This window comes from Sphingomonas sp. MJ1 (PH-R8) (genome assembly GCF_048058635.1).
Taxonomy (GTDB): Bacteria; Pseudomonadota; Alphaproteobacteria; order Sphingomonadales; family Sphingomonadaceae; genus Sphingomonas.
The window spans coordinates 1-18,615 of the sequence record NZ_JBBEFX010000020.1; the positions used below are offsets into that span (position 1 = coordinate 1).

16 protein-coding genes are annotated in these 18,615 nt (G+C 69.1%); 7 read left to right on the forward strand and 9 right to left on the reverse strand.

Annotated elements, in window-relative coordinates; all coding sequences use genetic code 11:
- The 5 genes from VPH46_RS14110 to VPH46_RS14130 form a co-directional block, all read left to right on the forward strand.
- On the forward strand, window positions 1-1,023 hold a 1,023-nt coding region (locus tag VPH46_RS14110; RefSeq protein WP_416612188.1), incomplete at its 5' end, for a COX15/CtaA family protein.
- Window positions 1,020-1,334: a divalent-cation tolerance protein CutA gene (cutA, locus tag VPH46_RS14115; protein WP_416612190.1), complete on the forward strand. Its 315-nt coding sequence runs from the start codon at window positions 1,020-1,022 to the stop codon at window positions 1,332-1,334. The genes VPH46_RS14110 and cutA, both read left to right, overlap by 4 nt.
- A 156-nt stretch (window positions 1,335-1,490) precedes the next feature.
- Window positions 1,491-1,970: a 50S ribosomal protein L13 gene (gene rplM, locus VPH46_RS14120; protein ID WP_125960262.1), complete on the forward strand. Its 480-nt coding sequence runs from the start codon at window positions 1,491-1,493 to the stop codon at window positions 1,968-1,970.
- The gene (gene rpsI / locus VPH46_RS14125) at window positions 1,970-2,530 is read left to right on the forward strand and encodes a 30S ribosomal protein S9 (protein ID WP_239434048.1); all 561 of its coding nucleotides are present in this window, start codon (window positions 1,970-1,972) and stop codon (window positions 2,528-2,530) included. The genes rplM and rpsI overlap by 1 nt, the downstream gene beginning before the upstream one ends.
- Before the next feature lie 171 nt (window positions 2,531-2,701).
- A complete protein-coding gene (locus VPH46_RS14130; RefSeq protein ID WP_416612193.1) occupies window positions 2,702-3,451 on the forward strand; it encodes a class I SAM-dependent methyltransferase in 750 nt (249 codons plus the stop codon).
- Window positions 3,452-3,651: 200 nt separating this feature from the next.
- Here VPH46_RS14130 and VPH46_RS14135 read toward each other — a convergent pair whose 3' ends face one another.
- The 3 genes from VPH46_RS14135 to VPH46_RS14145 form a co-directional block, all read right to left on the reverse strand.
- Entirely contained in the window at window positions 3,652-4,431 is a 780-nt protein-coding gene (locus VPH46_RS14135) for a metallophosphoesterase family protein (protein WP_416612195.1), read from the reverse strand.
- A gap of 78 nt (window positions 4,432-4,509) precedes the next feature.
- Window positions 4,510-6,183, reverse strand: coding sequence for an amidohydrolase (locus tag VPH46_RS14140; protein WP_416612197.1), 1,674 nt, complete (start codon window positions 6,181-6,183; stop codon window positions 4,510-4,512).
- The gene (locus VPH46_RS14145; protein ID WP_416612199.1) at window positions 6,180-7,043 is read right to left on the reverse strand and encodes an NAD(P)-dependent oxidoreductase; all 864 of its coding nucleotides are present in this window, start codon (window positions 7,041-7,043) and stop codon (window positions 6,180-6,182) included. The genes VPH46_RS14140 and VPH46_RS14145 overlap by 4 nt, the downstream gene beginning before the upstream one ends.
- A 182-nt stretch (window positions 7,044-7,225) precedes the next feature.
- Here VPH46_RS14145 and VPH46_RS14150 point away from each other — a divergent pair, with 182 nt between their 5' ends.
- A complete protein-coding gene (locus VPH46_RS14150) occupies window positions 7,226-8,005 on the forward strand; it encodes an arginyltransferase (RefSeq protein ID WP_416612201.1) in 780 nt (259 codons plus the stop codon).
- A gap of 26 nt (window positions 8,006-8,031) precedes the next feature.
- On the opposite strand, the gene VPH46_RS14155 is transcribed toward VPH46_RS14150, so the two are convergent.
- The 4 genes from VPH46_RS14155 to VPH46_RS14170 form a co-directional block, all read right to left on the reverse strand.
- Window positions 8,032-8,847, reverse strand: coding sequence for a transglutaminase family protein (locus VPH46_RS14155; RefSeq protein ID WP_416612203.1), 816 nt, complete (start codon window positions 8,845-8,847; stop codon window positions 8,032-8,034).
- Window positions 8,847-9,782: an alpha-E domain-containing protein gene (locus VPH46_RS14160; protein ID WP_416612273.1), complete on the reverse strand. Its 936-nt coding sequence runs from the start codon at window positions 9,780-9,782 to the stop codon at window positions 8,847-8,849. The genes VPH46_RS14155 and VPH46_RS14160 overlap by 1 nt, the downstream gene beginning before the upstream one ends.
- 10 nt (window positions 9,783-9,792) lie before the next feature.
- A complete protein-coding gene (locus VPH46_RS14165; RefSeq protein ID WP_416612205.1) occupies window positions 9,793-11,292 on the reverse strand; it encodes a circularly permuted type 2 ATP-grasp protein in 1,500 nt (499 codons plus the stop codon).
- 135 nt (window positions 11,293-11,427) lie between these two features.
- On the reverse strand, window positions 11,428-13,446 hold the full coding sequence (locus VPH46_RS14170; protein WP_416612207.1) for a protein-disulfide reductase DsbD family protein: 2,019 nt from the start codon (window positions 13,444-13,446) through the stop codon (window positions 11,428-11,430).
- Between the two features lie 85 nt (window positions 13,447-13,531).
- Between VPH46_RS14170 and VPH46_RS14175 the strand changes: the two genes are divergently transcribed.
- A complete protein-coding gene (locus tag VPH46_RS14175; protein WP_416612209.1) occupies window positions 13,532-15,208 on the forward strand; it encodes an alkaline phosphatase family protein in 1,677 nt (558 codons plus the stop codon).
- A 195-nt stretch (window positions 15,209-15,403) separates the two neighbouring features.
- Here VPH46_RS14175 and VPH46_RS14180 read toward each other — a convergent pair whose 3' ends face one another.
- Both VPH46_RS14180 and VPH46_RS14185 read right to left on the reverse strand, forming a co-directional pair.
- Window positions 15,404-18,082, reverse strand: coding sequence for a valine--tRNA ligase (locus VPH46_RS14180; protein ID WP_416612211.1), 2,679 nt, complete (start codon window positions 18,080-18,082; stop codon window positions 15,404-15,406).
- A 57-nt stretch (window positions 18,083-18,139) separates the two neighbouring features.
- Window positions 18,140-18,589 carry a DUF2497 domain-containing protein gene (locus tag VPH46_RS14185; protein ID WP_416612275.1) on the reverse strand — a complete coding sequence of 150 codons (450 nt, stop codon included), beginning with the start codon at window positions 18,587-18,589 and terminating at the stop codon, window positions 18,140-18,142.
- Window positions 18,590-18,615 lie beyond the last annotated feature (26 nt).

Sequence of the window (18,615 nt, forward strand, 5' to 3'; positions counted from 1 at the left end):
GAGACAGCTTCCCGCCCCGCCGCGATCGCCCGATGGCTGCTCGCCGTTGCCGGGCTGATCGTCGTGATGGTCGTGGTGGGCGGCATCACCCGCCTGACCGAGTCGGGATTGTCGATCACCGAGTGGAAGCCGCTGACCGGCATCGTCCCGCCGCTCAACGCCGAGCAGTGGCAGGCCGAGTTCGACAACTACAAGCGCATTCCCGAATATCAGCAGCTCAACCAGGGCATGACGCTGGCCGGGTTCCAGGCGATCTTCTTCTGGGAATATCTCCACCGATTGCTCGGGCGGTTGATCGGCGTCGCCTTTGCCCTGCCGCTGCTGTGGTTCGCCGTGCGGCGCGCGATTCCGCGCGGCTATCGCTGGCGGCTGGTGGCGCTGCTGGCGTTGGGCGGACTGCAGGGTGCGATCGGCTGGTGGATGGTCGCCTCAGGCCTCGTCGAGCGGACCGATGTCAGCCACTTCCGGCTGGCGACTCACCTGCTGACGGCGCTCTTCATCCTGGCAGGGCTGGTGTGGACCGCGCTCGACCTGCGCGACCTGGCGCGCGATCCCGTGGCGCGGCCGGCACGGCTGACCGGCGCCGGGCTGCTGGTCGGGCTGGTGCTGTTCGTGCAGCTGGTGTTCGGCGCCTTTACCGCCGGGCTGAACGCCGGGCTGGTCACGAACGAGTGGCCGCTGATGAACGGCCGCTTCTTTCCCGAAGGCGTGCTGCAGCATCGCAGCCTGGGCGATGCGCTGCTCAACGACCCGTTCCTGATCCACTTCGTGCATCGCTGGTGGGCCTGGGTGACGGTGGCGGCGCTGGTGGTGCTGGCGCGGCTCGCCCGGCGCGCAGGCGACCGCCGCGCCTCGATCGCGATCCACAGCGCGTTCGGCGTCCAGATCCTGCTCGGCATCGCGACCGTCATGACGAGCGTGAACATCCCCCTCGCCGCGCTCCACCAGCTCGTCGGTGCGCTGCTGGTGGCAAGCGTCGCCTGGGGCGCGCACGCGATCGGTCGGCGCCCTCGACGCGCATGAGCCGGATCGCGCTGCTCCAGGCGACCTTCGCCGATGCTGCGGAGGCGGAGCGGATCGGCCGGGCGGTGGTGGAGGAACGGCTCGCGGCCTGCGTGAACCTGCTCGCGCCCTGCACGTCGATCTATCGCTGGCAGGGCGCGGTCGAGACGGCGTCCGAGGTGCCCGCGCTGTTCAAGACGCGGCCGGACCTGGTGGAAACGCTCGCCACGCGGATCGCCGCTCTCCACGGCTACGACCTGCCGGCGATCGAGTGGTGGAGCGCGGAGGCGTCCGCCGCGGTGGTTGAGTGGGTAGAACGGGAAACCGGCTGAGCAACGCCGGCTGGTATCATAATACCTGTCAGCAAAGCCGCGGTTTGCTTGACTTTGCGCAGCCCCTCGCGCATTCGGCCCCTCGTTCGCGCCGCTCCTGGAATCGGTGGCGGCGTGTTGCATGGTGCAACGACCCAGCAAAGAGGTCTCAAGCCTATGAAGGCGCTGATGAAGACCACCAAGTCGGCCAAGCCGCACGAGGTGGAGAAGAAGTGGCATATCGTCGATGCCGAAGGCCTGGTGGTCGGTCGCGCGGCGACGATCATCGCCAATGTTCTGCGTGGCAAGCACAAGACGAGCTTCACCCCGCACGTCGATTGCGGCGACAACGTCGTCGTCATCAACGCGGACAAGGTGCGGTTCACCGGCCGCAAGCTGACGCAGAAGCTCTACTACAAGCACACCGGCTATGCTGGTGGTCTTAAGGAAGTGCGCGCGGACAAGATCCTCGAGGGTCGTTTCCCGGAGCGCATCCTGGAGAAGGCGGTTGAGCGCATGATCCCGCGCGGCCCGCTCGGCCGCCAGCAGATGCGCAACCTGCGCATCTACAAGGGCACCGAGCACCCGCACGAGGCCCAGAACCCCGAAGTCCTCGATATCGCGGGCATGAACCGCAAGAACAAGGTGGGCGCCTGATGTCTGACAATCGCCAGTCCCTTTCCGACCTGGCCAGCCTGACGCAGCAGGCCCCGGCCGCTCCGCAGCAGCAGGACGCCGCACCGGCGGCCGCAGCTCCGGCCCCGGACGCCGCCGCTCCCGAGGTTCCGGCCCAGCCGACCACGCCGCTGCGCGCGCAGGAGATCGACAAGTACGGTCGCGCCTATGCCACCGGCCGCCGCAAGGACGCGGTTGCTCGCGTCTGGCTGAAGCCGGGTTCGGGCAAGATCACGATCAACGGTCGTGACCAGGAAGTCTATTTCGCCCGTCCGACGCTGCGTCTCGTCATCAACCAGCCGTTCGGCGTTGCCGAGCGTGAAGGTCAGTATGACGTGATCTGCACCGTCAAGGGCGGCGGTCTGTCCGGCCAGGCCGGTGCTGTGAAGCACGGCATCAGCCAGGCGATCACCCGCTACGAGCCGGTGCTGCGCGCGCCGATCAAGGCCGCCGGGTTCCTGACCCGCGACAGCCGCGCCGTCGAGCGTAAGAAGTACGGCAAGGCGAAGGCCCGCCGCAGCTTCCAGTTCTCGAAGCGCTAAGCGACAGCTCATCGCATTTGGAAGGGCGGTCCCCGTGCGGGGCCGCCCTTTTTATTTGCCCGGTCATGATCGGGTGGTAGCAGCCCGCCGGTAGTCGCGTGAAAGGACCCGTGTGCCGACCCTGACGATCCCGCATCTCCCCCGGCCTCTGCCGGCCCGGAGCCGCGCCGCATGACATCCCGCGAGACGACATCCTTCCTGCCGCTCGCCCATGCCGATGGATGGCAGGACGATCTCAACCGCACGGTGCTGGAGACGCTGAAGACGATCGGCTTCGCGCTGATCCAATGGCCTTGGTTGCTGCGCAGCCTCTCCGGCGGATCCGATGCGGCCAAGGCCGCGCTGCTCGCGGACCTGAAGCTCGCGCCCGACGCGCTGCCCAACCTGGGCAGCTGGAAGGCGGATACCGGCTATCTCTCGCTGATCGTCGACCACATCAAGTCGATGCACCCGCAAAGTGTCGTCGAGCTCGGCTCCGGCGCGTCGAGCCTGGTGACGGCAAAGGCGCTGCAGCTTCACGGCGGGGGCCGCCTTACCAGCCTGGACCAGCATGCCGACTTCGTGCGGGCGACGCTGGGCTGGCTGCACGACCATGGCGTGGACGCGGCGCTGCACGCCGTACCGCTGCGCCCCGCCCCCAAGAACTGGCATGGCGTCTGGTACGACACCAGTCCGGTGCCGGACCGGATCGACCTGCTGCTGATCGATGGCCCGCCCTGGACCATCCACCCGTTCGTGCGCGGGGCGGCGGAGACGCTGTTCAAGCGGATGCCGGTGGGCGGCACCGTGCTGCTCGACGACGCGGCGCGCCCCGGCGAACGGGTGATCGCCGCCCGCTGGCGTCGGCGCTGGCCGAACTTCCGCTTCGAACTGGTCAATCGCGGTACCAAGGGGACGCTGATCGGCACGCGCGTTTGGTGAGCAGACCCGAGGTCGCGAGACCTGTGCGACATCCTGACAGTGCTCCTGCGAAGGCAGGAGCCCAGGGTTCCAAGCACCGCAAGTCATAGGTCTGCTTGGCCCTGGATTCCTGCCTGCGCAGGAATACGGGTTTAGCCAGGACAGCGGCCCCTGTTTCTCAGAGGCCCCGCCCGGCTGGGTTCGGGTACTCGTGGGCCGCCTCAGCCCACCGGCTCGGCGGCGACCTGCGGCTCGGTCACGGTATAGTCCGCCTCGCCCATGCGGCGGGCGATGGTCTCGAACTTGCCGTCCTGGATGCGGATCTCGTTGAACGAGGGCGGGTTGTCGCGGGTGCGCACCGATAGCGTTCCCGCGCCCACGAGCCGGATCGTGCGGCCGTTGATGACCTCCTCCACGTCGAAGGGGTCGTGGACGTGACCCGAGAGCACCGCGTCGACGCCCGCCGCCGCCAGCGCCTCCAGCGCCTCCCGCCCGTGGCGGGTCTTGCCGGTCGATCGGGTGCCGGCCTCGATCAGCGGGTGGTGGGCCGCCACGAACACCAGGTCGCCCTTCGGCACGGCATCGAGCAGCCCGAGCGACGCCTGCAGCGCCTTTTTGCCGACGAAGCCCTTCGACCAGTTGAATCGCATCTGGAAGCGGGCGGTGGTCTTGAGCGGCACCACGGTGATGCCCCGAATGTCGAGCGGCTGCTCGATGACGCGTTCGAGCTGCTTGTAGCGATGGTAGGGCATCAGGAAGCGCGCGAAGGGGTTGAAGTAGGGCAGGTCGTGGTTGCCGACCTCCACCGTGGTCGGCCGTTGCAGCCCCTCCAGCCACGCCGAGGCCTGCTCGAACTCGCGGGAGCGCGCGCGCATCGTCAGGTCGCCGGTCATGATGATCGCGTCCGGCTTTTCCGCCTTCACCGCGCGATCGAACCAGGCAACGGCGGCCCGGTCCTCCGCGCCGAAATGGACGTCGCTGACGTGAAACAGCCGGATCATGCCTTCTCCTCCGCTGGCCCGCTGGGGGGTGGGGCGCGCCGCCCCTACCCCCAACGAACGCACGAGAAGGCAGATGGGTCAGCGAGGCGCCGAGCCCGAGCCGCTCCACATTTTTTCGCCGCCGACCCAGGTCTCCAGCACGCGGGTTTCGCGCAGCGCCTCGGGCGTCGCTTCGCTCGGGTCGCGATCGACGATCAAGAAGTCGGCGCGCATGCCCGGCGCCAGCGTGCCGAAACGCTTTTCGGCAAAGCCCGCATAGGCTGCGTCGCTGGTGAAGCCGCGCCACGCCTCCAGCCGGCTGACCGCTTCCTGCGGCTGCCAGCCACCGGGCGGCTGGCCCTGCGGATCCTGGCGCGTGAAGGCGGCCGCCCAACCGACGAAGGGGTTCGGGTTCTCCACCGGATAGTCGGAACCGAAGGCGATGTGGCCGCTCTGCTTGAGCAGGCTCGCCCAGGCATAGGCGCCGGCGAGACGGTCCGGCCCCAGGCGGGCCTCGACCATCAGGCGGTCCGACGTCTGGTGCACCGGCTGCATCGAGGGGATGATGCCGTTGCGGCCGAAGCGCGGCAGGTCGACGGGGTCGACGATCTGCGCATGCTCGATGCGCCAGCGGCGATCGTCCTTGTAGGTCGAGCCGATCTCCTCGATCGCGTCGAGCGCCTGGGTGTTGGCGCGATCCCCGATCGCGTGGATCGCGATCTGGAAGCCGTCCATCGCGCCGCGGCTCATCAGGTTGAGCAGCTGGTCGTCGGCGAGGAAGCCAAGGCCAGTCTCCTTGGCGGCATCGGCATAGGGCCGCTTGAGCCAGGCACCGCGCGAGCCGAGCGCGCCATCGGCATAGAGCTTGATGCCGCCCATGCGCAGCTTGTCCGCATAGAGCCAGGGGGTCGGTGCGTTGCCGCCGACCTGGAGCGCCACGTCGACGCCGGCCGAATAGCTCATGATGCGCACGCGCAGCTGGCCGATGTCGCCCATGCGGCGGAAGGTCAGCCAGTCATCGAGCGTGGTGCCCATGTCCGCGGTCGCGGTGATCCCGTTCGACAGCAGCAGTTCCTGCGCCTTGAGGAAGGCGGCGTTGCGCTCGCGCGGCGACGGCTTCGGCACATGGCTGTCGACCAGCGACATCGCCGCATCGACCAGCACGCCGCTCGGCTGGCCGTTCGGCAGCTTCTCGATGCGGCCGCCCGCCGGGGCGACCGTCTTTGCGGTGATGCCTGCCGCCTTCAATGCGGCCGAGTTGACCCACACGGCGTGCCCGTCCGCGCGGGCGAGCACCACCGGCTTGTCGCGATAGGCCACGTCGAGGTCTGCGGCGGTCGGAAAGCCCTGGCCCCAGACTTCCTGGTTCCAGCCGCCCCCGACGATCCAAGGGCGGTTGCTGTTCGCCTGGGCATAATGCGCGATCGCTGCCTGCGCCTCTGCCAGCGAGCGAGTCTTCGACAGATCGAGCTGGAGCGCGCGGAAGCCCAATTCCATGAAGTGGCCGTGCGCGTCGATCATGCCGGGGATCAGCACCCGCCCCTTCATGTCGCTGCGCCAGTCGAGCTTTTCCGGCCGCTTGTCGCCCTTCTTGAGCAGCTTGGTGATCTTGCCGTCGGGGCCGATCAGCACGCCCACGAAGCGCACGACATTGCCGCGTGCGTCGAGGGCGACACCGTTGACGTTCTCGACCAGCGCATCGGCATGGGCCGGCGCCGTGGCGAGCAGCGAGGCGAGGAACGCGGCGGTCCAGCGCTTCACGGGGAGGCTCACTTGGCGAGCCTCCGCACCAAGGCACTCGTGTCCTGGCGGCCGCCCCCCATCTTCTGCACCTCGCCATACCATTGGTCGACCAGGGCCGAGACCGGCAGGCTCGCGCCGTTGCTGCGCGCTTCTTCGAGCGCGAGGCCGAGGTCCTTGCGCATCCAGTCGATGGCGAAGCCGAAGTCGAACTGGTCCTCCGCCATGGTTCCCCAGCGGTTGACCATCTGCCAGCTCTGCGCCGCGCCGCCGGAGATGGCGTCGAACACCTTGGCGAGATCGAGATCGGACGCCTGGGCAAAGCGCAGCGCCTCACTCAGGCCGCCGAGCACGCCGGCGATGCAGATCTGGTTGACCATCTTGGTCGTCTGCCCGGCGCCCGCAGCCCCGACATGAACGATGCGCGCGGCATAGCTCTGGAAGATCGGCTCGGCCGCCGTCATCGCCTGGGGCGCGCCGCCGCACATGATCGACAGCGCGCCCTTTTCTGCGCCCGCCTGCCCACCGGACACGGGCGCGTCGAGCACCAGCAACCCGCGCGCTTCGCCCTCGCTCGCCAGGCGACGTGCGATGGCGGCGGAGACGGTGGTGTGGTCGGCAAACAGCGCGCCGGGGCGCATCGCGGCAAAGGCGCCATCGGCGCCCAGCGTGACCTGCTCCAGGTCCGCATCGTTGCCGACGCAGGCGAGCACCGCATTCGCGCCCTCCGCCGCCTCGGCGGGGGAGCCGGCGACGTTGCCGCCGTGCTGCTCGGCCCAGGCGTCCGCCTTGGCGCGGGTGCGATTGTAGACGGTGACCTCGTGCCCGGCGCGCACCAGATGCCCCGCCATCGGGGCGCCCATGACGCCCATGCCGATGAATGCGATCTTCATGGCCGCCGCATAGGGTTTTGCGCGGCACCGCGCCAGCGGCGTCGCAGCGATTTGCCGGCTCCGGCGACGTGTTTCAGTTTGCGACGCCGTTTTGATGGTAAACGACTTTGCATCTGGCGGCCGCACGTTCCATAAACCCGCTTCAGGACAAATCCGCGGAACGGCGGTGGAAGGGTCGAGAGGTGACAGCTCCGTTTCGGTTTCCGCGTTTCTTCGTCACCAGTCCCTCGCCCTGCCCCTATCTGCCCGATCGGCAGGAGCGAAAGGTATTCACCGAACTGACCGGTCCCCATGCGGGCGAACTCAACGATGCGCTCGGCCGCATCGGGTTCCGCCGCAGCCAGTCGGTCGCCTATCGCCCCAGCTGCGGTAGCTGCACCGCGTGCGTCTCGGTGCGGGTGGTCGCGGGCGAGTTCCAGCTGAACGCGACCCAGCGCAAGCTGCGGCGGCGCTACAGCGACCTGGTGGTCACCGCCTGCCGGCCCTGGGCCACCGACGAGCAGTTCCAGTTGCTGCGCCGCTATCTCTCCGCACGGCATCCGGGCGGCGGCATGACGATGATGGACGAGAGCGACTATGCCGACATGGTCGAGCAGACGCCCGTCAACTCGCACATCATCGAATATCGCGAGCCGAGCGTCGACGGCCGGCCGGGGCCGCTGGTGGGCGCCTGCATCACCGACCAGCATGCGGACGGGCTGTCGATGATCTACAGCTTCTTCCGTACCGACGATCCGTTGCGCCCGGGACTGGGCACCTACATCATCCTGGACCACATCCTGCGCGCGCGGGCGACGGGCCTCCCCTATGTCTATCTCGGCTATTGGGTGAAGGGGTCGGCGCGCATGGCGTACAAGACCCGCTACCGCCCGCTCGAGGCGCTAGGACCGGCCGGGTGGACGCGGCTCGAGGACATGGAAACCGTGCCCGCGAGCCCCCTGGAGGCAACCGTCCTCGCCTGACCTCGCGTGGCGGGCGGTGTCCCGGCTCAGGTTTCGCGGCCGAGCAGGCCGACCGCCACGTCCACGTCGAGTTCCTCGTCGCCATGGCCGATGCGCGTGCCCGAGATCGGCGCCGCGCCAGCACTGTCGAGAGCGGCGGCGACGCGGACATAGTCGAGGCCGGGAGTCCCGCCGACGGTCGGGTCGAGCATCTGCCACCCCTGCCCCTCGAGGAACACCTCCGCCCAGCCATGCGGCGCCGGACGCTCGCGCCGCGCGCAGCCGCCGAGGCTGTATCCCGAGACATAGCGCGCCGGCAGGCCGATCGCACGCAGGCAGCCGACCAGCACCTGCGCCAGATCACGGGGACTCGCGCGATCCCCGGCAAAGGCTTCCGCGGCCGGCAGCACGCCATCGCCGCGGCGGCGTTCGATGGCGAAGCGGCCGTGCAGCGCCTCGGCAATCCGGGCCGCGCGCACGTCGTCCGACGCGTCGCCCGCAACCTCCTGCGCGAATACGGTCATGGCGGCATCCGCCGCCGACAGCGGCGTGGTGCGGAGATAAAAGGCGGGCGGCAGCGGCTCGTCCGCGCCGTCCAGGCGGCGGGGAGTCTCGCTCAGCAGCACTTCGCCCGAAATGGTGATGCCGATCGTCTCCAGCGGCCCCTCGGCATAGAGCATGCGCGTGAGGTTGCCGTAGCCGTCGCGGCTTTCGCGCAGCCGCGCGTCGCAATCCACGTCGATCCGCCAGGCGACCACCGTCTGGTTGACGGTGTCGTCCGGGAACATGCGCAGCAACTGTACCACCCGCGCCTGCGGCTCGGTGAAGCGGTAGCGGCTGTGGTGTTCGACCTCGATGCGCATCAGATGAACCGGAATTGGCGGGCGATCGCGGCATCCAGCATCGCATTCTCCCGGATGAAGGCGGTCAGATACTCGTGAAGACCGCTGACGATGACTTCGTCCGCGCGCGTCTTCTGCATGCGCGCGAGCCGCGTGCGGGCCATGCGATCGGCCTCCCCCTGCAAGCCGGCACGCTTGCCGAGCAGGTTGAGCATCTCCACGGTCTCGGCGACGCAGGCGGCAAGGCTGCGCGGGACTTCGCCGCGCGACAGCAGCAGTTCGATCACCAGGCTCGGCCGCAGCCCTTCGTTGTACAGCCAGCGATAGGCGGTGACGGCTGACACTGTCTGGAGGATGGTGGTCCACTGGTCGCGATCGACCGGGCCGCCGACCTTCTCACCTTCCGGCAGCAGCAGGTGATACTTCACGTCGATCAGCCGCGCGGTATTGTCCGCGCGCTCGATCGCGGCGCCCAGCTGGATGAACCAGGTCGCCTCATTCTTCATCATGCGGTGGACGGCGCCTTCGAAGCCGCGCGTCTCCGCCTTGATCGCTTCGACCAGGCTCAGCACCTCGGAGGGCGCGTCGCCGCCGGTCGGCGTGTTGAACTGCAACCACGCGCGGTTGATCGCCGAGAAGGCGTCGCGGGTGAGCGCGGTGCGGACGGCCTTGGCGTTGTTGCGCGCCACGTCCAGGCACCAGAGGATCGAACCCGGATGGCTGCGGTCGCAGGTGAGGAAGCGGGCGACATGCGCCTGCGTCACTGGAAGACCGGTCTCGGCGAACGCATCCTCGGTGTAGGTGACGCTGAGCGCACTCGCCCAGGCTGCATCGCCCGCCGGGCGGGCCGAGAGCGCGTCGAGGCGAACCGTCGCCTCAACCAGCCGGGCGATGAAGTCGGCGCGCTCGACATAGCGGCCGAGCCAGTAGAGCGACGCCGCGGTGCGGGAAAGCATCGCCATCGCGTCAGCCCTCGCCCTGCATCTGGATCATGCCGCCCTGGCCCTGCTGCTGCTGGCTCCCACCGGGTGCGGGGCTGTCGGGGAGCAGCACGAAGCTGTCCTTGGTGCCGCCGCCCTGGCTGGAGTTCACCACCAGCGATCCTTCCCGAAGCGCCACGCGCGTGAGCCCGCCCGGCACGACCTTCACACCCTGGCTTCCGGTTAGGACAAAGGGGCGGAAGTCGACGTGGCGGGGGCTCAGCCCCTTTTCGGTCATGGTGGGCACGGTGGAGAGCGCGAGCGTCGGCTGGGCGATGTAGCGGTGCGGCTCGGCGACCAGCGCGGCGCGGAACGCCTCGATCTCGGCGCGGCTGGCGGTGGGGCCCACCAGCATGCCGTAGCCGCCGGAGCCGTCCACCAGCTTCACCACCAGCTGATCGAGATTGTCGAGCACGTATTTCAGCGCCTGCGGCTCGCGGCAGCGCCAGGTCTCGACATTGGGGAGCAGCGGCTCGCCGCCCGAATAGAAGCGCACGATCTCCGGCATGTAGCTGTAGATCGCCTTGTCGTCGGCGATGCCGTTGCCGGGCGCGTTGATCAGGGTGACGTTGCCGGCGCGATAGGCAGCCATGATGCCGGGCACGCCCAGCATCGAATCCGGTCGGAACACCAGCGGATCGAGGAAGTCGTCGTCGATGCGGCGGTAGATCACGTCCACCTTCACCCGCCCGGCGATGGTCTGCATGTAGACCACGTCGTCGTCGACCAGCAGGTCGGCCGCCTCGACCAGTTCGATGCCCATCGAATCCGCCAGGAAGCTGTGTTCGTAATAGGCGGAGTTGAAGTGGCCGGGCGTGAGCACGACGCACACCGGATTGCGCCCGCAGCCGTTCGGGCTGACCGAGCGCATCGTCTCCAGCAGCAGGTCCGGGTAGCTGTCGACCGGCGCGATGCGCATCTGGCGGAACAGCTCCGGACACAGGCGGATCATCGCCTCGCGATTTTCCAGCATGTAGGAGACGCCGGAGGGGGTGCGGGCATTGTCCTCCAGCACCCAGAACTCGTCCGGCCCGGTGCGCACCAGATCGATGCCGCAGATGTGCGCCCACACGTCGTGCGGCGGGCGGATGCCAACCACTTCGGCGCGGAACTGGGGATTGCCCCAGATCAGTTCGGGCGGAAGGATGTTCTCCTTCAGGATGCGGCGTTCGCCATAAATGTCGTTCAGAAAGGCGTTGATCGCCTCAACCCGCTGGATCAGCCCGCGCGACAGCCGCTCCCATTCGTCGGCGAGGAACGCCCGCGGCACGATGTCGAACGGGATGATCCGTTCCGCCGCTTCGCTCTCGCCATAGACGGCGAAGGTGATGCCCAGCTGGCGGAAGGTGGCTTCGGCCGATTGCAGCCTTCGACCAAGGTCGCGCTCCGGCGTCTCCCGCATCCAGCGCGCGAGCGCCTCCAGTTCCGGCCGTGGCGCCTGTGGTCCGCCATGGCCCCAAATCTCGTCGAATGCCGCCCTCTTCATCAACTTAGCTGAAGCTCCCGCAAGCAACATAGTTCCATGCTGGGACAGGTTTGTGCGGCGCACAAGACGAAAAGCTTCGTTCTAGTCGGGCGCGGACTAATCCGTGTAAGTTTTAGTTGATCCGCTGTGGCTGGTTCAGTTCGGCAAGTTGGCGAGCATGTCCGCCGTCAGCAGTTGCGGGAGGACCTGCGGCGCCTCGGTACCCGGCGTGTACCAGAGATAGAGCGGCACGCCGGCGCGGCCATGCGCCTCCAGGAAACGGCCGAGCGCTGGATCGCCATCGGTCCAGTCGCCGACCAGAACCTGCACGCCCTTGGCTCGGAAGGCGTCGCGGACGCGCGCGGTCTCAATCGCCGTCTTCTCGTTGACCTTGCAGGTGACGCACCAGTCGGCGGTGAAATAGGCGAACACGGGCTTGCCCGCCTCGCGGAGTTCGGCAAGCCGGGCTTCACTGAACGGCTCGGTGCCGGCGACGGCGGCCTCGGCACGGGCGGGCGCGCGCTGGACGCTCACGATCGCGAGCCCTGCGACCAGCAGGGCGGGCAGCATCGGCCACCCGGCGCGGGGGCGGCCGCTCGCCTGGCGGAGCCCGGTCCACCACAGCGCAAGGCCGAGCAGCAGCGCGACGCCCAGGCCGAACGCCATGCCGTCCACCCCCGCCTGCTGGCCGAGGATCCAGGCGAGCGCGAGCGCGGTGGCGAACATCGGCACCGACAGGATGCGCTGGAGCCGCCCCGTCCAGGCGCCGGGCCGCGGCAGGCGGCGGCGCAGCGCCGGCACGAAGCCGAGCAGCAGGAACGGCAACGCAAGGCCCAGCCCTAGCCCGGCGAACACCGCGAGCGCCGCCAGCGTCGGCAGCACCAGCGCCGCGCCGAGCGCCGCCCCCAGGAACGGTCCGGTGCAGGGCGTCGCGACAAAGGCGGCGAGCGCCCCCGTGGCGAAGGCGCCGGCGGCACCGCTCTCGCCGGCAAACCGCGGCGTCGGCAGGGTGAACAGCCCCGCGAGATTGAGCGCCACGCCGGTCACCAGCAGCAGCAGCAGCAGGATGACGCGGGGGTCCTGGAGCTGGAACGCCCAGCCGGCAGCGACACCCGCGGCGCGCAGGGCAAGCATCGCCCCGCCCAGCGCCAGGCACGTCACGAGCACGCCGGCCGTATAAGCCAGCGCCTCATGGCGGGCGTCCCGCTCGGACCCGCCCGCCCGCGCCAGATGCAGCGCCTTGAGGCTCAGGATCGGGAAGACGCAGGGCATGACGTTGAGGATCAGGCCGCCGGCGAGGGCCCCGAGCAGCGCCAGCAGGATGGCGCCGCCCTGCCCCCTTGGCTCGGCGACGGTGCCGGGTCGGGCGGAGACGTTGAACGCCTGGCCAGTGCCGGTCGCCAGCACGCCTTCGATCCGCTCGGGGGTAGCGGCTTCCGCAGCGTCGGTCTCGATCACCAGCAGGTCGCCGTCGCGCGCCACCCTCTGCGGTGCGCTGTAGGAAAGCGCGCCCTTCGTGAGCGGATAGAAATAGGCGTCCGCCGCGCTTTGGCTCGCGGGGAACGGCACGCCGATACGGATACGCGGCGCCTGCCCCTCCTGCACGACCGCGAACTGCGCCGGCGATCCGAGTGGCCGCGGCAGCGCCGCGCGCCACCGGTCGAACCGGGCGCGACGCTCTGGCGCGATGCGACCGTCGCCCACGGTGAGGTCGATGGCGAGATCGGCATGTTCGGGAACGCACAATTGCTCGGTGCAGACCAGATAGTCGCTGCGCACACGGAGCGGCAGGCGGGTGCCGGGCGCAAGTCCCTCCGGCAGCTTCAGCCGCACGAGCTGGGCGAACGGCCCCTCATAGACATAGTTCATCAGCCCGGCGACGGTCAGCCGCTGGGGCACCGGGTAGAGCAGCGGCCCCGCCGTCACGCCTGGCGGAAGCGTCCAATCGAGCCGGGTGGCGACGCCGGCGTCGCCGGGGTTCTGCCAATAGCCGTGCCAGCCCGGCTGCGGCGCGGAATCGAAGGCCAGCGTGACCGTGTCGCCAGCGGCAGGCGCCTCCGTCTCGGCGACCAGCCGGATCGTGATGTGCGGCCCCTGGTTCGGGGCCTGCGCGCGGGCGCCCCCTGGGCCGAGCAGCGCCAGCACCGCCAGAAGCATGAAACAGAAGCGCGCCATCAACCTTCCTTGCCGCATCGGCTGCGATCGGGGATAGCCCTGTCCCATCCCGGATGCACCCCTGCCATTCTCAGGAGTTTAGTTCATGCGTCTTGTTCGTCCGCTCGCGTCGCTGATTGCGGCCGGCCTGCTCAGCAGCACCGCGATGGCACCGCTGCGCGCGCAGGAAGCCCCCGCGGCGCCAGCGGCTCCCGCTGCGGCGCCGACCACGCCCCCCAAGCTGATCGTCGCGATCTCGGTCGACCAGTTCTCCGCCAACCTCTTTGCCGAGTATCGCAATCGCTTCACCGGCGGCTTTGCGCGGCTGCTGGACGGTGCGGTGTTCCCCTCGGGCTATCAGAGCCACGCAGCGACCGAGACCTGCCCGGGCCACTCGACGATCCTGACGGGCTCGCGCCCCTATCGCACCGGCATCATGGCGAACGACTGGTACGACCAGAAGGCGGCCCGCGCGGACAAGAAGATCTATTGCGCCGAGGACGAGACGGTGCAGGGCAGCAACTCCGACGAGTACACGGTTTCGGATCGCCACCTGAAGGTGCCGACGCTGGGCGAGCGGATGAAGAACGCCAATCCGGCCACCCGCGTCGTTTCGGTCGCCGGCAAGGATCGCGCCGCCGTGATGATGGGCGGCCACAAGGTGGACGAGCTGTGGTGGTGGGGCGGCAAGGGCTTCGTCTCCTATGCCGGCCGCACGATGCCCGCCGTGGTGCAGCGGGCCAACGCCGCCGTCGCCGCGCAGATCGCCCGGGCGCAGCCCGCGCTCGACCTGCCGGCGCTCTGCCAGGCGCGTTCGCAGCCGATCCAGGTCGGCACCCGCACGGTCGGCACCGGCCGGTTCGAGCGGGCGGCCGGCGACACCAACGCCTTCCGCCGCTCGCCCGAGTTCGACGGCGCCGTGCTGGCGCTTGCCGCCGGGCTGATCCAGGACATGAAGCTCGGCCAGGGCCAGGCCACCGACATCATCTCGGTCGGCGCTTCGGCCACCGACTATGTCGGCCACGGCTTCGGCACCGAAGGCAGCGAGATGTGCCTGCAGATGCTGTCGCTCGACCGCTCGCTGGGCGACTTCTTCGCGGTGCTGGACGCGACCGGCGTCGATTATCAGGTGGTGCTGACCGCCGACCATGGCGGCCAGGACATCGCCGAGCGCCACGCCATCCACGCCATGCCCGATGCGACGCGCCAGGGCGGCACGCTGGACGTGAAGGTGATCGGGCAGGAGATTGGCCGGAAGCTCGGGATCGCAGGCCCGGTGCTGCTGGGCGGCGTGAACGGCGACATCTGGTACGACATCAAGCTGACCGCAGCGCAGCGCGCCGCGGTCGAGCGCGAGGCGATCGCCCGGCTTTCCGCCAATCCGCAGGTGGAGACGGTCTTCACCCGCGCCCAGGTGCTGGCGACGCGGATGCCGGGCCACACGGACCCGCAGACCTGGTCGCTGCTGGAGCGCGCGCGCGCCTCGTTCGACCCCGAGCGTTCGGGCGACCTACTGGTGCCGCTCAAGCCGCGCGTCACGCCGGTGCCGCTGCCGGTGGGCTCCACCGTCGCCTCGCATGGCAGCTTCTGGGACTATGACCGGCGGGTGCCGATGCTGTTCTGGCGCAAGGGCATGACGCCGTTCGAACAGCCGCTGGGCGTCGAGACGGTCGACATCCTGCCGACGCTCGCCGCGCTGATCCACCTGCCGGTGCCCGCGGGGGAGATCGACGGACGGTGCCTCGATCTGGACGCGGGGCCGGGCGACAGCTGCCGGCGGTAATGGGAAGGGCGGCCTGATGGGCCGCCCTTTTTGTTTATCGGAACGTCCGGTGCTTGCGGCCCTGGCTCCCGCCTTCGCAGGAGCACGGGATTTGAGGAGGTTCGCCACCGCCGCCGAAGACTAAGTGCTCCTGCGACGGCAGGAGCCCAGGAGCAAGAGCGCTGACGCCCCTGGTCCTGCTCCCGCAGCGGGACCTTAGCCGAGCCGCCCGAGTGCCGCCTGAAGCCGAGTTGCTTCCGCCTGCTTGTCCGCGTGGTCGGCGCGCGCCTTTTCCACCGCCTCCGGCTTGGCGCGTCCCACGAAGCTCGGGTTGTCGAGCCGGGCGGCAAGCGAGTCCCGCTCCTTCTCCGCCGCGGCGATCGCCTTGGTGAGGCGGACGCGCTCGGCCTCCAGGTCGACGACGCCTTCCAGCGGCAGTACGAAGGTCGCCTCGTCCACCACGATCTGCAACGCGCCACCGGTGGGCACCTCGTCCGTCGACACATCGACGCGGGCGAGGCGCGCGAGCACATTCCCCTGCGCCGCCAAGCGCTCGGCGGTCAGCGGCGAGGCATCGCGGACGTGGATCGGCAGGCGGGCGCCGGGCGGCACGTTGAGCTCGGTCCGCGCGGCGCGCACTTCGTTCACCAGGCGGATCACCCAGTCGATCTCCTGGCTCGCCGCCGGATCGAGCGCGCGCGCGTCCGCGATCGGCCAGCGCGCGACGATCAGGTCGTTCGAGCGGGTGCCCATCGCATGCCACAGCTCTTCGGTGATGAAGGGCATGAACGGGTGGAGCAGTACCAGGATCTGGTCGAGCACCCAGCCGGCGACCGCGCGGGTCTCGTCGGCGCCCTCGGCCCCCTCGCCCTGCAGCACCGGCTTGATGAGTTCGAGATACCAGTCGCAGAAGCGGCTCCACACGAACTGGTAGATCGTGTTGGCCGCCCCGTCGAAGCGCAGGTCGGCGAGCGCCAGGTCGACTGCCTGCACGCAGGCGACCGTCTCCGCGACGATCCACTTGTTGACGGCGAGCGTCGCCGCCGGGGGTTCCAGCGTGGTCGAGGCGGTGATGCCGTTCGCCTGGGCGAAGCGCGATGCGTTCCAGAGCTTGGTCGCGAAGTTGCGATAGCCCTCGACCCGCTTCTCATCCATCTTGATGTCGCGGCCCTGGCTTTCCATCGCCGCCATGAAGAAGCGCAGCGCGTCCGCGCCATAGCGGTCGATCAGGCCGAGCGGATCGACGGTGTTGCCCTTGGACTTGGACATCTTGGCGCCGTCCGCGGCGCGCACCAAGCCGTGCAGGTAGAGCTTGCGGAACGGCACATCGCCCATGAAGTGCAGCCCCTGCATCATCATGCGCGCATCCCAGAAGAACAGGATGTCGAAGCCCGAGATCAGCACGTCGTTGGAATAGCGCCCGCCCAGCGTCGGGTCGGTGTTCTCCGGCCAACCCAGCGTCGCGAACGGCCACAGCGCCGAGGAGAACCAGGTGTCGAGCACGTCGGGATCGCGGGTGAGCGCGACGCCCTCACCCGCTTCCGCCTGCGCCTCTTCCTCGGTCTCGGCGACGAACACGCGGCCGTCTTCGGCAAACCACGCCGGGATGCGGTGGCCCCACCACAGCTGGCGCGAGACGCACCACGGCTGGATGTTTTCCATCCAATTGAAATAGGTCTTTTCCCAGCTCTTGGGCACGATCTGGGTCTTGCCCGAACGCACCGCCTCGATCGCCGGCTGGGCGAGCGTTTTGGCGTCGACGTACCATTGGTCGGTCAGCCAGGGCTCGATCACCACGCCCGAACGGTCGCCATAGGGCGTCTGGATGGTACGCGGCTCGGCGTCGTGTTCGTTGCCGTCCTTGTCGACGTGGGGGACGAGGAAACCCTCTTCCTTGAGCCGCGCGACGATCGCCTTACGCGCCTCGAACCGGTCGAGGCCGAGCAGCTCGGAGGGGATCAGACCGTCCGCGGTCTGGGTCACCTGCGCTTTGGCGTCGAGCATGTTGAGCATGTCGCGCGCCTCGATGCCGGCGCGGCGGCCGACCTCGAAATCGTTGAAGTCGTGGCCCGGCGTGATCTTGACCGCGCCCGAGCCCAGCGCCGGATCGGCGTGCTCGTCACCGACGATCGGCACCAGCCGGCCGGTGATGGGCAGCCGTACCTGCTTGCCGATCAGCGCGGTGTAGCGCGGGTCCTCGGGATGCACCGCCACCGCCATGTCGGCGAGCAGCGTCTCCGGCCGGGTGGTGGCGACGCGGATCTCGCCCGATCCGTCCGCCAGCGGATAGCGCAGGTGCCAGAAGCTGCCCTGCACCTCGCGTGTCTCGACCTCCAGGTCGCTGATCGCGGTGCCGAAATGCGGGTCCCAGTTCACGAGCCGCTTGTCGCGATAGAGCAGTCCGTCGCGGTGCAGCTGGACGAAGACCTTGAGGACGGCCTTCGAAAAGCCCTCGTCCATGGTGAAGCGCTCATGGGCCCAGTCCATCGAGCAGCCCAGCCGGCGCAGCTGGCCGGTGATCTGGCCGCCGCTCTCGGCCTTCCACTCCCAGACCTTGTCGACGAACGCCTCGCGGCCGAGGTCGGTGCGCTTGACGCCGTCCTTGGCGAGGTTGCGCTCGACGACCATCTGCGTGGCGATGCCGGCATGGTCGGTGCCGACCACCCAGCGCGCGTCCTTGCCCTGCAGCCGCGCGTGGCGGACCAGGATGTCCTGCAACGTGTTGTCGAGCGCATGGCCGATGTGGAGGCTACCCGTCACGTTGGGCGGCGGGTTGACGATCGTCCAGGGCTCGGCGCCGGGCCGCTCGGGGCGGAACAGCCCCTGCTCTTCCCAATGCGCATACCAGCGCGTCTCGATGGCGGCGGGATCGAAGGTCTTTGCAAGCTCGGTCATGGCCGAGCGCATGGCGCAGCCACCGCGCGGACGCAAGCGCGCCCGCACGGGAGCGGCTTACTCGCGGCCGCTGATGCGGGCGATCTCGCGCGCGACCATCGCCTCGACGATCGCGGGCAGCTTGGCGTCCAGCCAGTCGCTGAGCATCGGGCGCAGCATCTCACGCACCAGGGCTTCGAGCGAATCGGCGCCCGGTGCTTCCGGCTTCACCACCATCCGCGACAGGGCCTCGAGCGCGCCGCGGCTCGCCTCGGCCGCACGCTCGGACAGGATCGTCGGGTCCGGTTCCGGAGCCGGGGCAGCCGGAGCGGCGGCGGCACGCTGGGGCAGCGGATCGCTGACCGCGTCCTTCAGCTCCAGCACCTCGTCCTCGTCGTCATACACCGGAGCTGGCGTACGAACCGGCTTGCGGACGCGCGAGACGGGACCGTCGCCTTCCTCGGCGATGATCCGTTTGATCGACGAGAGGATGTCCTCCATCGACGTCTCGGTACTCATGTCCCCCACCGCGAACCTCATGGTTACCGTCTTCC

Excerpts from the sequence above, each read along its gene's own strand:
- cutA (WP_416612190.1), top strand. The coding sequence starts at position 1,020 with ATGAGCCGGATCGCGCTGCTCCAGGCGACCTTCGCCGATGCTGCGGAG.
- rplM (WP_125960262.1), top strand. The coding sequence starts at position 1,491 with ATGAAGGCGCTGATGAAGACCACCAAGTCGGCCAAGCCGCACGAGGTG.
- rpsI (WP_239434048.1), top strand. The coding sequence starts at position 1,970 with ATGTCTGACAATCGCCAGTCCCTTTCCGACCTGGCCAGCCTGACGCAG.
- VPH46_RS14130 (WP_416612193.1), top strand. The coding sequence starts at position 2,702 with ATGACATCCCGCGAGACGACATCCTTCCTGCCGCTCGCCCATGCCGAT.
- VPH46_RS14135 (WP_416612195.1), bottom strand. The coding sequence starts at position 4,431 with ATGATCCGGCTGTTTCACGTCAGCGACGTCCATTTCGGCGCGGAGGAC.
- VPH46_RS14145 (WP_416612199.1), bottom strand. The coding sequence starts at position 7,043 with ATGAAGATCGCATTCATCGGCATGGGCGTCATGGGCGCCCCGATGGCG.
- VPH46_RS14155 (WP_416612203.1), bottom strand. The coding sequence starts at position 8,847 with ATGCGCATCGAGGTCGAACACCACAGCCGCTACCGCTTCACCGAGCCG.
- VPH46_RS14160 (WP_416612273.1), bottom strand. The coding sequence starts at position 9,782 with ATGCTTTCCCGCACCGCGGCGTCGCTCTACTGGCTCGGCCGCTATGTC.
- VPH46_RS14165 (WP_416612205.1), bottom strand. The coding sequence starts at position 11,292 with ATGAAGAGGGCGGCATTCGACGAGATTTGGGGCCATGGCGGACCACAG.
- VPH46_RS14170 (WP_416612207.1), bottom strand. The coding sequence starts at position 13,446 with ATGGCGCGCTTCTGTTTCATGCTTCTGGCGGTGCTGGCGCTGCTCGGC.
- VPH46_RS14175 (WP_416612209.1), top strand. The coding sequence starts at position 13,532 with ATGCGTCTTGTTCGTCCGCTCGCGTCGCTGATTGCGGCCGGCCTGCTC.
- VPH46_RS14180 (WP_416612211.1), bottom strand. The coding sequence starts at position 18,082 with ATGACCGAGCTTGCAAAGACCTTCGATCCCGCCGCCATCGAGACGCGC.